This window comes from Mesorhizobium sp. M7A.F.Ca.ET.027.02.1.1 (assembly GCF_004022985.1).
Lineage (GTDB): Bacteria > Pseudomonadota > Alphaproteobacteria > Rhizobiales > Rhizobiaceae > Mesorhizobium.
Map to the genome: position 1 here is coordinate 1 of NZ_RZOL01000163.1, position 13,204 is coordinate 13,204.

General features: G+C 61.4%; 18 protein-coding genes and 1 pseudogene. 15 read left to right on the plus strand and 4 right to left on the minus strand.

All coding sequences use genetic code 11. The features are described 5' to 3' along the window. The 7 genes from EN749_RS18570 to EN749_RS18600 form a co-directional block, all read left to right on the plus strand. Positions 1-1,847 (plus strand): helicase-related protein (locus EN749_RS18570; protein ID WP_189367585.1); only part of this gene is annotated, 1,847 nt, incomplete at its 5' end. Between the two features lie 63 nt (positions 1,848-1,910). Further along, positions 1,911-2,246 (plus strand): hypothetical protein, encoded by a 336-nt coding sequence (locus EN749_RS18575; RefSeq protein ID WP_128363668.1) that lies wholly within the window; start codon positions 1,911-1,913, stop codon positions 2,244-2,246. Positions 2,247-2,370: 124 nt separating this feature from the next. Continuing rightward, a complete protein-coding gene (locus tag EN749_RS18580; protein ID WP_128363669.1) occupies positions 2,371-2,910 on the plus strand; it encodes a hypothetical protein in 540 nt (179 codons plus the stop codon). Positions 2,911-3,206: 296 nt separating this feature from the next. Next, positions 3,207-4,733 (plus strand): ABC-F family ATP-binding cassette domain-containing protein, encoded by a 1,527-nt coding sequence (locus EN749_RS18585; RefSeq protein ID WP_128363670.1) that lies wholly within the window; start codon positions 3,207-3,209, stop codon positions 4,731-4,733. A gap of 75 nt (positions 4,734-4,808) precedes the next feature. Next, positions 4,809-5,087 carry a type II toxin-antitoxin system RelE/ParE family toxin gene (locus EN749_RS18590; protein ID WP_128363671.1) on the plus strand — a complete coding sequence of 93 codons (279 nt, stop codon included), beginning with the start codon at positions 4,809-4,811 and terminating at the stop codon, positions 5,085-5,087. A 27-nt stretch (positions 5,088-5,114) separates the two neighbouring features. Further along, the gene (locus tag EN749_RS18595) at positions 5,115-5,423 is read left to right on the plus strand and encodes a HigA family addiction module antitoxin (protein ID WP_127268663.1); all 309 of its coding nucleotides are present in this window, start codon (positions 5,115-5,117) and stop codon (positions 5,421-5,423) included. 135 nt (positions 5,424-5,558) lie between these two features. Then, positions 5,559-5,717 (plus strand): hypothetical protein, encoded by a 159-nt coding sequence (locus EN749_RS18600; RefSeq protein WP_127268662.1) that lies wholly within the window; start codon positions 5,559-5,561, stop codon positions 5,715-5,717. A gap of 16 nt (positions 5,718-5,733) precedes the next feature. On the opposite strand, the gene EN749_RS18605 is transcribed toward EN749_RS18600, so the two are convergent. Continuing rightward, entirely contained in the window at positions 5,734-6,348 is a 615-nt protein-coding gene (locus EN749_RS18605) for a glutathione S-transferase family protein (protein ID WP_128363672.1), read from the minus strand. A 238-nt stretch (positions 6,349-6,586) separates the two neighbouring features. Here EN749_RS18605 and EN749_RS18610 point away from each other — a divergent pair, with 238 nt between their 5' ends. Together EN749_RS18610 and EN749_RS18615 are read left to right on the plus strand one after the other, a co-directional pair. Beyond that, entirely contained in the window at positions 6,587-7,015 is a 429-nt protein-coding gene (locus tag EN749_RS18610; protein WP_127268665.1) for a glyoxalase/bleomycin resistance/extradiol dioxygenase family protein, read from the plus strand. Between the two features lie 75 nt (positions 7,016-7,090). Next, entirely contained in the window at positions 7,091-7,444 is a 354-nt protein-coding gene (locus EN749_RS18615) for a DUF1428 family protein (RefSeq protein ID WP_128363673.1), read from the plus strand. A 143-nt stretch (positions 7,445-7,587) separates the two neighbouring features. On the opposite strand, the gene EN749_RS18620 is transcribed toward EN749_RS18615, so the two are convergent. Then, positions 7,588-9,210 carry a tetratricopeptide repeat-containing sulfotransferase family protein gene (locus EN749_RS18620; RefSeq protein ID WP_245491451.1) on the minus strand — a complete coding sequence of 541 codons (1,623 nt, stop codon included), beginning with the start codon at positions 9,208-9,210 and terminating at the stop codon, positions 7,588-7,590. A gap of 198 nt (positions 9,211-9,408) precedes the next feature. Continuing rightward, entirely contained in the window at positions 9,409-9,603 is a 195-nt protein-coding gene (locus tag EN749_RS18625; protein WP_027039372.1) for a hypothetical protein, read from the minus strand. A gap of 331 nt (positions 9,604-9,934) precedes the next feature. Here EN749_RS18625 and EN749_RS18630 point away from each other — a divergent pair, with 331 nt between their 5' ends. From EN749_RS18630 to EN749_RS18650, 6 genes are all read left to right on the plus strand, one after another. After that, positions 9,935-10,135, plus strand: a complete 201-nt coding sequence (locus EN749_RS18630; RefSeq protein ID WP_127323162.1) for a cold-shock protein — start codon at positions 9,935-9,937, stop codon at positions 10,133-10,135. A 144-nt stretch (positions 10,136-10,279) separates the two neighbouring features. Continuing rightward, the gene (locus EN749_RS18635; RefSeq protein ID WP_128363675.1) at positions 10,280-10,549 is read left to right on the plus strand and encodes a hypothetical protein; all 270 of its coding nucleotides are present in this window, start codon (positions 10,280-10,282) and stop codon (positions 10,547-10,549) included. After that, the gene (locus tag EN749_RS18640; RefSeq protein WP_128363676.1) at positions 10,546-10,827 is read left to right on the plus strand and encodes a hypothetical protein; all 282 of its coding nucleotides are present in this window, start codon (positions 10,546-10,548) and stop codon (positions 10,825-10,827) included. The genes EN749_RS18635 and EN749_RS18640 overlap by 4 nt, the downstream gene beginning before the upstream one ends. A 39-nt stretch (positions 10,828-10,866) precedes the next feature. Next, positions 10,867-11,004 (plus strand): hypothetical protein, encoded by a 138-nt coding sequence (locus EN749_RS37750; protein ID WP_189367587.1) that lies wholly within the window; start codon positions 10,867-10,869, stop codon positions 11,002-11,004. Between the two features lie 99 nt (positions 11,005-11,103). Continuing rightward, positions 11,104-11,322 (plus strand): hypothetical protein, encoded by a 219-nt coding sequence (locus EN749_RS18645; RefSeq protein ID WP_127294949.1) that lies wholly within the window; start codon positions 11,104-11,106, stop codon positions 11,320-11,322. Between the two features lie 148 nt (positions 11,323-11,470). Further along, entirely contained in the window at positions 11,471-13,024 is a 1,554-nt protein-coding gene (locus EN749_RS18650) for an EAL domain-containing protein (protein WP_127809538.1), read from the plus strand. A gap of 31 nt (positions 13,025-13,055) precedes the next feature. Here the strand turns inward: EN749_RS18650 and EN749_RS38850 are convergent. After that, positions 13,056-13,204 (minus strand): annotated as a pseudogene (locus EN749_RS38850) (peptidase); the annotation flags it as partial.

Sequence of the window (13,204 nt, forward strand, 5' to 3'; positions counted from 1 at the left end):
AGGAAGAGCTCAAGCACCGGCTGGTCGAACTCGAGCGGGCCGGCCGCCTGCTTGAGGCGCAGCGGCTGGAACAGCGCTGCCGCTTCGACCTCGAGATGCTGGAAGCCACCGGCTCCTGCGCCGGCATCGAGAACTATTCGCGCTATCTCACCGGCCGCCAGCCGGGTGATCCGCCGCCGACGCTGTTCGAGTACATTCCCGACAACGCGCTGGTCTTCATCGATGAAAGCCATGTCACCGTGCCGCAGATCGGCGGCATGTATCGCGGCGACTTTCGCCGCAAGGCGACACTGGCCGAATACGGCTTCCGTCTGCCGTCCTGCATGGACAACCGGCCGCTGCGCTTCGAGGAATGGGATGCCATGCGTCCGCTTTCGGTCGCCGTCTCGGCGACCCCCGGCGGCTGGGAAATGGAGCAGGCCGGCGGCGTCTTCGCCGAGCAGGTCATCCGCCCGACCGGCCTGATCGATCCGCCGGTCGAGGTCCGCCCGGCCAAGACCCAGGTCGACGATGTCGTTGGCGAAATCCGCGACACCACCAAGGCCGGCTACCGCACGCTGGTGACGGTGCTGACCAAGCGCATGGCCGAGGATTTGACCGAATATCTGCATGAACAAGGCATCCGCGTGCGCTACATGCACTCCGACATCGACACGCTGGAGCGCATCGAGATCCTGCGCGATCTGCGCCTCGGCGCCTTCGACGTGCTGGTCGGCATCAACCTGCTGCGCGAAGGCCTCGACATTCCCGAATGCGGCTTCGTCGCCATTCTCGACGCCGACAAGGAAGGTTTCCTGCGCTCGGAAACCTCGCTGATCCAGACCATCGGCCGCGCCGCCAGAAACGTCGACGGCAAGGTCATCCTCTATGCCGACCAGGTGACCGGCTCGATGGAGCGGGCGATGGCCGAGACCAATCGCCGCCGCGAAAAGCAGGTGGAGTGGAACGCGGCCAACGGCATCACGCCGGAATCGGTCAAGTCGCGCATCTCCGACATCCTGGATTCGGTCTACGAGAAAGACCATGTCCGCGCCGACATCTCGCAGTTCACCGACAGTGCCGGCGCCATGATGGGCAACAACCTCAAGGCCCATCTCGACGCGATGGAAAAGCAGATGCGCGATGCCGCGGCCAATCTCGACTTCGAGAAGGCGGCCCGCATCCGCGACGAGATCAAGCGCCTGCGGGAGATGGAACTGTCCATCTCCGAAGACCCGCTGGCCAAATACGCCGACATGGAAAGCCCGGCCTCCGGCCGCGAAAAGGGCAAGCACAACAAGGGCGTGGCGAAACATCGTACAGCAGAGGAACAGGAACGTTTCCGCAAGCTCGACGCAGCTCGTGCCGCCGAAGAGGCGGCCAAGGCTGCCCGGCCCAACCTGTTCCGCAAGCCTGATCTCGACGAGATGGGCGCCGATGGCGCCATACCGGTGAAAAAGCCGCTGTTTTCGAAACCCTCGATTGACGACATGGGTCCAGGCACCGACATGCCGACGCCGGCCGGCGCGGTGTCGCGCTCGCTGTTCAAGAAACAGTCGGCCGAAGAGGCGCACGGTTCCGACTTCGGCATTCCCGGCGACGCCACCAAGCCGCTGTTCAAGAAGAACTCGCTGGATGAGATGACGGTCAGGCGGACGGAAAAACCGGTCGAAGGAAAAGTGCCGGCCAAGCCGCAGCCAATCTCCCCCCAAGTGGGGCAGATGCCCGGCAGGGCAGAGGGGGGCGCGAAGGAACGCGACGGCAAACCAATCGTTCGCCAGCGCGCCGGCATCGGCTCGTATGAAGAGGCGGGAGATGCCCGCCGCGAAAAGCGTCGGCCGGGAAAGACAGGTAGGCCGGGGCGGTAGGAAGCTGCAGCATCGAGCCTGCGATCGGTTGCGGATTTCAGATGCCGCCGCTTAGAATAGGTGATGGTCGTCGTTCGCAGACTTGATGAAGAGGAGTTCAAGGCTTGCTTTGCCGAGCCGATGACGAATATCACCGCGACGGCGAATGCTGTCGTAGACATATGGCCCTATGTCGACGCGTTAAATCTGGACGAAGTCGGCGTGCCCTATTTGAACGACGTCCATTATGTTTACCGAGATGCCCAAAATCGGTTCGATCAAGTTTTGATTGGCACCGGCAGGTTCAACGCCCTTCTCGTGATCGTCATCGATCTCGGCAGAAGCGCGGTGTTCGGGCATTTCCTACTCGATCTCAACAAAGAATATGGAGTGACCGGCGGTTACTTGAGACCTGTCTGATCCGGCCCCTTGACCTGTGAAGCTCAATCAATCCGCTGGGCCCAATCAGCTGGGTAGCACAATGGTCAGGGCAGGCGGAATATGCTCCCTGCGACGGGATATCCAGCCAAGCAAGGTTTGATCGATGCGACAGCGAGGCAAACTCCATATTCTCCCCCTAATCTTAGGTAGCAAAGACACGCCTTTGCGGGCCGGAACTGATCTCGGTCCGGTCGAGAAACACCTTGGCTTTCCTAAATGGCTGTATGTCTATCAGGATCAGCCGTGCGGCTTTCTTCTGGGTTATGGCGATCTGGAAATCGACATTTTGACCAGGCGCAATCGAGCACGCGTCCATCGCATCAGCATCAAACTTTGGGACATGCCTGATGTGCCCAAGCCTTTGCCTTTGAAATGGAGCGGCAACAGCCAAATCGATCTCGATGGCTTTAGCCCGGCAATGACGATTTCGGCCGCCAGGACGCTCCTCGCAGGTCTAGGACTGCAAGCCGAGGAATATAAGGTGGAAAGCGTATCTGAAACTGTCCGCCGGCTCGTGCTCCCCCACGCCGAGCTTCATTTCTTCAAGGGACCGGAAGAACCGATCCTGATGGAGTTTCACTTCCTGACACCGCAGGAAATCCAGGGAAATAAGGGTGACTGGGTAATCCGCCCGCGAGACTAAGGCCGGCCTGCAGAGGACACACTTGCCAGCGGCCCCACCTTTGGTATAGCCAGTCCACACACTCGAACGTCTCGAAAGGAGGGCTCACGTGTTTACGTTTCATCGTCACCATCGTCAGCGTGGCCCGATTTCTGCCCTGCGAGCTTGCTTGCAGGGCTGACCAGGGACGGTCCGGGTTTTCCCCGCTTCGATTTTTTGGTCTGCCCTTCGTGGTGTTGCAACGCCGAGCCTGATGGCCAGCACGCGCACCGTCAAAGTGGACCGGAGTTGTCTCCGGCAAGACCAGAGAAATCAAAATGGCCCTGATCAGCCTCAAATCCCTCGGCGTCACCATGAGTGCGCCGCTGTTTTCCAATCTCGACCTCACCATCGGCACCGGCGACCGGCTCGGCATTGTCGCCGCCAATGGCCGCGGCAAGTCGACCTTGCTGAAATGCCTGACCGGCGAGATGGAGCCGACCTCCGGTGACATCACCCGCACGCGCGGCCTGCGCGTCGGTCATGTCGAACAATCCGTTGCCCCGGCCCTTCTCAGCCGCAGCTTCCATCAGGTCGTGGCCGACGCCTTGCCGCCCGAGCAGGCTGAAAGCGAATTGTGGCGCGTCGACGTGGTTCTCGATTCACTCGACGTGCCGGAGCCGATGCGCGAGCGGCCAATGCAGGCGCTGAGCGGCGGTTGGCAGAGACTGGCGCTGATCGCCCGCGTCTGGGTGACAGATCCGGACGTGCTGCTGCTCGACGAGCCGACCAACCATCTCGACCTTGCTCGCATCAGCCAGTTGGAAATCTGGCTCAACGCATTGCCGCGTGAGGTGCCGGTCGTCATTGCCAGCCACGACCGCGCCTTTCTCGACGCCGCCACCAACCGGACGCTGTTCCTGCGCCCGGAACAGTCGCCCATGTTTGCCTTGCCCTATTCCCGCGCCAGGCGGGCGCTCGACGAGGTCGACGCCTCGACCGAGCGCAAGTTCCAGCGCGACATGAAGGTGGCGCAGCAATTGCGCCGGCAGGCGGCCAAGCTCAACAATATCGGCATCAATTCAGGCAGCGACCTGCTGACGGTCAAGACCAGGCAACTCAGCCAGCGGGCCGAAAAACTGGAGGAAGCGGCGAACCCGGCGCATCGCGAGAAGTCGGCGGGTGCCATAAAACTGGCCAATCGCGGCACCCATGCCAAAGTGCTGATCACGCTCGACGACGCGGCTGTCGAAACACCCGATGGCACGCTGCTGTTTCGGACCGGCAAGCGCCACATCTGCCAGGGCGACCGCATCGTGCTGCTAGGCCGCAACGGCGTCGGCAAGTCGCGCTTCGTCACCCTGATCCGCAATGCCATTGTCGAACCGGACACGGTGCGGAATGTGAAGGTGACGCCGTCAACGGTGCTCGGCTACAGCGATCAGGCGCTGTCGGGCATCAGCGGCGACGACACGCCGCTGGCGATGGTCTCGCGCCGCTACGATGTCGGCGAGCAGCGCGCACGGTCCTTGCTGGCCGGCGCCGGCGTGGTCATCGAGATGCAGGAGAAAAAGATCGGCGTGCTGTCCGGCGGCCAGAAGGCGCGGCTGATGATGCTGGCGCTCAGGCTCGCCGATCCCAACTTCTATCTGCTCGACGAGCCGACCAACCATCTCGACATCGACGGCCAGGAAGCGCTGGAAGCGGAACTCCTGGCGCATCGGGCAAGCTGTGTGCTCGCTTCGCACGACCGCTCCTTCATCCGCGCCATCGGCAACCGCTTCTGGCTGATCGAAAAGCGGCGGCTGATTGAAGTCGAGGATCCCGAGGAGTTCTTCCGCTCAGTGGCCGAAACGGCAGGATGAGGCCACGGAGGTCGACTGGCATGTAAATTATTTGCTTACAGACCTTTTTTGTAAGCAATCTGTTTACATATATCGATGATCAAGTCCTTCAAGAACAAGGCGCTGTCGGACCTCTTTCAAACTGGAAAGACCGGCAAGATCGACGCCAAGATGCACAAGCGCATTCTTGTCCGGCATGACCGCCTGGAAGCTTCGGAGAAGCCGGAGGAAATGAACCTTCCCGGCTTCGATTTCCACCCGCTGAAAGGCTTCGATCCATCCGCTACACGGTCCACGTCAACGGGTCCGTGGTGCATCACATTCGAGTTCGACGGCAAGGACGCTGCCCGCGTCGATTTCGAGCAATATCACTGAGGCGGCCAGACTGGAGAAGTTCGACTTATGACCGTGCACGAGCCGACGCGTCCTATTGAGCGTTGTCCCTCCCACCCGGGAGCGCTGCTTGAGGACATTATCCCGGCAACTGGAAAGACCAAGGTGGAAATTGCAAATCTGCTCGGGATCTCCCGGCAGCAGCTCTATGACATCATCCGCGAAAAGAAGCCGGTTTCGCCGGCTGTGGCCGCTCGCCTCGGGAAGCTGTTCGGCGACGGCGCCGCGATCTGGCTTCGAATGCAAGCGGCTTTCGATGCTTGGCACGCAGAGCGTGAAGTTGATGTTTCAGCGATCCCTACGCTCAGGGTTGCGTAGGTCCGCACGGCAGCATTCGGACAGACCATCAGACGCCGCGATAAAAAATCTCGACGGTCTGTCGGATAGCCTCAGCCCATCGCGTCCTTGGGATGCCGACACGATGATGCCGGCGCCAACCCAGGGAGAATTATCATGTCGGTTCTTTCATCCATCGGTCGCGTCGCAACCCGGTATGCGGCAGCGCGCGCTCGTCACCGCAGCGAGCGCATCCTGCTTTCGCTGCCGGCCTCGCTGCGCAAGGATATCGGCTTTCCGGACGTCTTCGACGCGCAGAACGGCCGCCGCCCCTGACCTCGCGAGGCGCCAGTCAGTCATGCGTATCACCTGAAAGCGGTGTCGCCTGCATCGATACGCGTTTTTCGAAAGCCTCGAACCAGTGCGTCAGCCGCGCCCGCGAGCGAAAAGGCGGCAGGTGGCGGAACGCCATCCAGGACAGCGTGGTGGCCAAGGCGATGTGGCCGACATGGAGCGGTGCCTCGTCGTCCAGCGCGCTTTCGATCCAGTCGTAGCTCGCCTCGATCTTTTCCCGGTATCCGTCGGCGAGAGTACCATAGCGCAGCTTTTCGGGTCTCCTTTCTGTCTCCCAGCGCAAAGCGATGCCTGTCTGCGCGAGGCCCTGGGCGACCGACTGAAGCCGCAACGCCTGCCAGCGCGCCTCGCCGTCCTGCGGCAGCAGCTTGCGGCCGTCATGCAGTGTGTCGAGATAGGCGCAGATGACATCGGAATCGAAGATCGGCGACGCATTTGGCCGCAACAGCACCGGCACCTTGCCAAGCGGATTTTCGGCGTAGACATCGGCGTTGCGCAAGGTGGGACTGGTCTCATGATGGATGACCTCCAGCCGATCGGCAATGCCAACCTCATGGGCGAAGACAAGCGCCTTGCGCGCGAAGGGTGAGTGGGTTTGATAGTAGAGGATCATTGTCGTCCCGGGGTTGAAGAGGCGTTCGCGTGATCCATCTGTTCTAGCCTGCGAGCCGAGAGAATTGCGCTCTGATTGGGCGCCGCCGACGCAAGTTCGTTTCACGCCTCTCGCTCGAGCCCGCGGCTGTCCGGGATAATCAAGGGCCGACCGCCAAAAAAATTTCGCCGCCATGTAGGATCGCCGCCGTCCGATCCGTCCTATGGCTCGCAAGGCCAAACGCAAAGAGGAACAACAAATGACTGATCAGACCCCCGTTCAGCCCGCGGCCAAAGTGCTCGGCGGATTGACCCCCTATCTGCAGCTGGATGGCGCCTTCAAGGCTGCCGAATTCTACAAGAAGGCCTTCGGCGCGGAGCAGGTCTTTGCCTACCCGGCGGACGAAAAAGGCCGCACCATGCACATTCACCTCCACATCAATGGCTCGACCCTCATGCTCTCCGATTTCTATCCGGAAAACGGAATGCCCGCCGTCAAGCCGCAGGGTTACACCATGCAGCTTCACCTCGGCAGCGACGACATCGAAGCCTGGTGGAAGCGCGCCGTCGATGCCGGCTGCGAAGTCGCCGTGCCGCTCCAAGTCATGTTCTGGGGCGATCAGTGGGGCAATATGCGCGACCCGTTCGGCGTCGAATGGGCGATGAACGCGCCGGTGAAGAAAGCCTGATCTGCCGCCGATGGCCCGAGCCCCTCACCGGCCGGCGCCGGTGAGGCCCTGTGAACTTCCAGGAGGAGATCCAAAATGTCCTATGTCGATGGTTTCGTACTTGCCGTATCCAAGGCAAAACTCGATGACTACAAGAAGCTGGCCAACCTCGCAGGGCCTGTCTGGAGGGAACATGGCGCGCTCGCCTATGTCGAATGCATCGGCGACGACGTGCCCTATGGCGAGGTCACGTCCTTCCCGCGTGCCGTGCAGGCCAAGGACGACGAGATCGTCGTCTTCGCCTGGGCCGTCTATGAGTCGCGGGAGAGCCGCGATGCCGTCATGGCCAAGGTGATGGCAGATCCCCGCTTGAAGGCCGATTGGGCGGACATGCCGTTCGACGGCAAGCGCATGATCTTCGGTGGCTTCAAGCCATTCATTGAGCTTTGAGCAGCCGGTAGCAGATTAGAAGAAGCCTCTCAGCTTCGTCATCCTAGGCGAAGCAGGAGCGAAGCTCCGTCGCGAAGACCCTAGGATGACGACGCGGGTGCTTAGGCCATCGCTAAGGCCACGATCAGCTAGATAGCGTTGCGCTAATCCAGCTTGTCGAGCAGCGGCTTCAGCCGATCTCCATAGCGCTTCCACAGATCGACCGACCCTTGATACATCGGCTGGCGCACCTGTGCGGCCGAAGCCGTGCGAACCGGTCGGTCGGTCTCGTGGAACGATAGAGCCGCGTCGTCCCAGGGCAGGCCGAGATGAGCGATCAATGTCCGCGTCTGTCCTTCTTGATCGGCGACAAAATCCTCGTAGCGTACATCATGCACGACGCCCGGCAGCACCGTGTGCCAATGCTTCATGATGTCGGTGTAGAGATTGTGGAAGTCGGCGAGCTCGCCGAGATCGTAGCCATAGCGATGGCTGTCGCCGCGGAAATGCACTTTGTAGATCGACAGGCAGGTGGCCGCCGCATCGCGCGCGCAGTGGATGATCCTGGCCTTCGGCATCATCATGTGGATGAAGCCGACAAGCAGGAAGTTGCCTGGCATTTTGTCGGTGACGTGACGCATGTTCGGATAGCGGGCATGCAGCATGTCGAGATAGGCTTGCCCTGCCTCGGCAAAATCCGCATCGCCCATATCCGATACGCCCCATGGGAAGCCACCCGGCATGGTCGCCGGGAACTGCTTGCCGACCGCCTTCTTCAAGATGCTGAGCTCGCCTGCGCCATAGACCTGCGGATGGCTGGCAATGATCTGCTCGACCAGCGTCGTGCCCGAACGCGGCATGCCGACGATGAAGATCGGCGTGTCGTCGCTGATTGAGCTGGGCCTGTGCTTCTCGAAGAAGCCGGCATCGAAGGTGGCCTTCATCGCCTCGAACTCGGCCCGCGTCCTGGCCTGGTCGTAGTTGATGCTTTTGCGGCGGATCGCATTGCCTTCGGCGAAATAGTCGAAGGCCCGGCCATAATCCCTGAGATCGTCATTCGCCTTGCCGAGTCCAAAGGACAGCTGCATGCGTGCCAGGCTGTCCTGCGGCGCCTTGGCATGCTGGGCTTCCATGCCCCCAAGCTCGCTGTCGCGCTCCTTCTGGCGCTTGATTTGCGTCAGCATCAGCCAGGCTGTGGCCATGACGGGGTTGATCGCCAACGCCTGCCGGAACAGGTCGGCCGCCTCGTCGAGCTTGCCCTTTTCCATCAGCCCGACGCCGAGCCCGTGCAGCAGGTCGGCATCCTTGGGGCGTATCGCCAGCGCTTCGCGGAAGACGGCGAGCGCCTCATCCAGCCGCCCGGCTTCCTGCAGGGTTTCGGCAAGCCCGATGCGGGCGCGCACGTGAAATGGGTTGCGTGCAACCGTGCCGCGATAAAGCTCTTCGGCCTCTTCGAACTGGCCGACCTGCTTCAACGATGAGCCGAGATTGTCGCGCGCCGCGAGCTGGTCCGGCCGCAGATCCACCGCACCGCGGAAGAAATCGATGGCCGCAGCAGGGCGGCCGAGGTCGCGCATCACCGTACCGAAATTGTTGAGGAAATCGGGATTCGTCGGCTGCAGGCTCACCGACCGTTCGATGAGATCCAGCCCTTCTTCGCTGCGCCCGGTCTGGTGCAGCAGCAGTCCCAGGAAATGCGCGGCGGCGGCGTGCTTGGGCTGACGCGCCAGCACCTGCCGGTAGATCGTCTCAGCCTCTTGCCGGCGCCCGGCCTGATGCAGTTGCAACGCCTGCTGCACATACTGGTCGAGGCCCAGCGGCGGCTGTCCGCCTGCGCCAGACCTGGCTCCTGCACCCGCCGCTCGTCTTTGATCTCTGTTGATGGGAAACCTGCCGTGTTTTGTCCGCCTGTGGCGATCTAGGCCATCGGCGCCGCAGGTTCAAGGCTTCGCTTGCTGTCTCGTCCTTTCGTCGGTGCGGAAAGATCAAATCAGGCGATTGGTCTCGGCAACCTGCCTGGCACGCCGGACCGTTCCATCGGTGTCGGCGATCCTTCGCTTTGCCGCCTCGTCACTCCTGACGGTCAGCCGGGGCGACTGGATAACGGTCGGCTTTGCCATTGCCGGTTTTGCGATCGGCGTAATCGTTACGGGGGTGCCTGTTGGCGTCATTACGGACATCACGAGATCTCCTTCTTGAATCTATAATAAAAGTCAGAATACCGGGAGAATTGTTCCCGCAAAGTTTCAAACAATTTTCTGAATTGTATGGATTAGTATCATCATTTTTCTGATAATTACAGCACGCATTTTTTTGAATGAAGCCCAATTTTATTTTAAAACGCCTTGATTAAATTGCGACAAAGGCCTATTTGTAGAAGATCGCTTTGGGCCAGAATTGGCATCTCGCGGCGTCAGAGGTTCTCGACCCGCCGATCTCATTCCAAATCTTCGATACCGGGCGCGCGGCATATTCGCTCCGCGGCCATGTCTCATTCATCGAAAGATCCACATGAACACCGGAACCGTGAAGTTCTACAATGGCCGGACCGGCTTCATTCAGCCGACCGATGGCGGCAAGGACGTTTTCGTCCATGTCAGCGCGCTGGAGCGCGCCGGCTTCCCCGGGCTCGCCGAAGGCCAGAAGCTGCAGTTCGAGTTGGAGCGTGACACCAAGGGCCGCGAGTCGGCCGCCAATTTGCAATTGATCTGATCCGGCCGAATTCGATGAACGCTGACCACGGATGTACTGGCAGCTCTCGAAAGCGGCTTATTTCCAGCGACTGCCGGAAATAGGAAAGCGGGGCTCGTCCCCGCTTTTTTGTTTTCAGGACCGCTGCTTTGCACAGGTAAGACAATGCCGGACCGCACAACCCACTCCATCGCGCATTTCGCGGCACCTTTCGTGCTCGGCGGACTGGAAGGGCAGCTGCCGGCCGGCGACTACGACATCGATCACGACGAAGAGCTGATCAAGGGCATGTCGCGGCTTGCCTGGCGCCGCGTCGCGACCTTCATCCATCTGCCGGCAAGGGCAGTGAAAAACCCGCCCACCAGCCAGCTTGTCGCCATCGATTACCTCGAACTCGAAACAGCGCTGAAGCGCGACAGGGAGAATGCAGCATGATCCGTTTCCAGCAGAATGTGCGCCCGCGCACCGACACGCCCGCGCACCAGTTTGCGATCGGTCAGACCGTGCGCATGAAGAGCCGCACCGGCCTCGTCCAGAAGACCGCCGAACTGTTCCAGATCAAGAGCAGGCTGCCGGTCAAGGACGGCTCGCCGCAGTACCGCATCCGCAGCGAGCAGGAGACCCATGAGCGGGTCACCACCGAAGACAATCTCGAACCGGCCGATCCGGTTGTTGCCGACAACCCCGTTGCTGCCAGCAACCCGCTCGTCTGAGACCCCACCGCCAAGCCAACACTGAAGCAGGAGCACGACATGTCCAAAGGTCAACAGCGTAGCAACCGCGAGACACGCAAGCCGAAGAAGGACAAGGTCGTGGCAAAGCCCGCCTCCCCGTTCGGTTCGTCGGTCAAGCAGGCGGAGAGCAGCTTGCAGCCGAAGTCGAAAGGCTGACAAACTGGAGGGCGCGCCTCGTGCGCCCTTTCCGTCGTCCTCTGTGAGGTGGCGAATTGACTGGACAGGCCTGCGCAATGCTCTGCCACGGAGGCGCGCTTGAATTTCGTCATCGAGTTCTACCGGTCGCGCGACGCCGACGAAGCCACTCTCGACAAGGTATCGCTGGAGGCGCCGAATCTGCGCGCCGCGCTGCAGGGCGCCACCGCGCTGTTCCACACGCTGGCCATGCCGCAAATCCCCGATCGCCTGCGCATCTGCGACGACAATGGCTGCGAGCTTTACGCCGGCCCGGCCGACGGCGCCTATCCGGTTTAGAGCAGCGGTGCTGCCCACGACTCCATTAAAGTTCACGTAAGATCGAGGCCCTAAGATCCGCCTGAACCGGGCCGCTGCCGCGATTGGTGGCCGAGACGTTGCGGGCGACCACCCACGATCGCCGCTCATACCCGAAGGCAGGAGGCGCATGGACAGGTCGCGCATCATCGTGACGGCGGTGGTGTTGGCCATGCTGGGCGCCATCGTGCCCATCGCGGCGACGTTTCATCTCGCTTGGACCCAGGCCGTCCAAAAGGAACATGAGCGGCTGCGGCTGTTCGCCAGCCGCGCCATCGCCAGGGCCGACATCTCGCTCAACGATGCCACCGCCGCTTTGCGGCAGATCGACCAGTTCACCGGCATCCGCTGTTCGGCGGACCACATAGCCCGTATGCGGCAACTCACCATCAGCACGCGCCCGATCGAAGAAATGGGCTATTTCGAAAACGGCCTGCTCAAATGCTCTTCTTGGGGACCGACCGAAGGGCGCGTGGCGCAATCCACCCCTGACTTCACCACCAGGGACGGCATGGCCGTCACCGCCCGCATGCAGCCGGTGATAAGTGAGGACCATTTTCTGATGGCGCTGCGATACAGGGACCACAACGTCCTTGTCGATCCGGTACGCTTTGTCGACGTCATCGTCGATCCCGGTGTCCAGCTCGCCTTGACGACGCAAACGGGCATCCTTCTTGGCGCGTTGAACGGCCCGAATCCTGCTCGTATCGAGAAGGTCATCGCCGGCCCCGGCGAAGGCATCGATGACGATCTCCTATTTGCCACCGCGCGCGGGACGGACTGGATTGCTGTCGCCACCGAACCGACAAGCCAGATCCTGGGCAGCGTTCGCAAGCAGCAATTCATGCTGCTCCCGCTCGGCGCCTTCATGGCTGCCTTCATCATCGGCGTGGTTGTGTGGCTGTCACGAAGGCGGCTTTCGCCCTCGGGAGAATTGCAGATCGCCGTGCGCAAGCACGAATTCATCGTCCACTATCAGCCGATCGTCGAGCTCAGGACCGGCAATTGCATCGGCGCGGAAGCGCTGGTGCGCTGGAAGCGGCCGAATGGCTCCCTGGTCCGGCCCGATCTTTTCATTCCGCTGGCGGAAGAGAGCGGCCTGATCACGGCGATCACCGATCAGGTCATTGCGATGGTTGTGTTCGACCTGAACAGGCTCCTGGTCGCCGATCGCTCGCTTCACATCGCCATCAATCTCAGCGCAACCGATGTCGGCACCGCGCGGGTCCTGCCTATTATCGAGAAAGCATTGCAGCACACCGGGATCCAGCCGCAGCAAATCTGGCTCGAGGCGACCGAACGCGGTTTCGTCGATATCAACTCGGCGCGCTCGACGCTCATTCGTGCCCGCGAAATGGGGCACGCAGTGGCAATCGACGACTTCGGTACCGGCTATTCCAGCCTGTCCTATCTCGAGGGGCTGCCGCTCGATGCGCTCAAGATCGACAAATCGTTCATCGATACGATCAGCACGAATTCCGCCACCAGTTCCGTCACCCCGCATATCATCGACATGGCCAAGACACTGAAGCTGAAGATCGTTGCCGAGGGCGTGGAAACGCAGGCGCAGGCTGACTACCTCGCGGCGCGCGACGTCGACTACGGCCAGGGCTGGCTGTTCGCCAAACCCATGCCTGCGTCCGAGTTCATCGCCTACTGTCGCCAGGTGAAGCCGACGGCTTGACGCCTGTCGTCCTCAACAAGGCGCAGCGTTCTCAGCACGGCCCGTCGCCAACGACGCGATAGTCCGCGGCGCGGGCTTCGCAGGAATTGGGGAAGGTACGCATCTCGCCATGCCGGCGGCCGCAGACCGGAGCATATTCGCGGGTGCAGAACGTCTGCTCGCCACCGCCACCGCCACCGC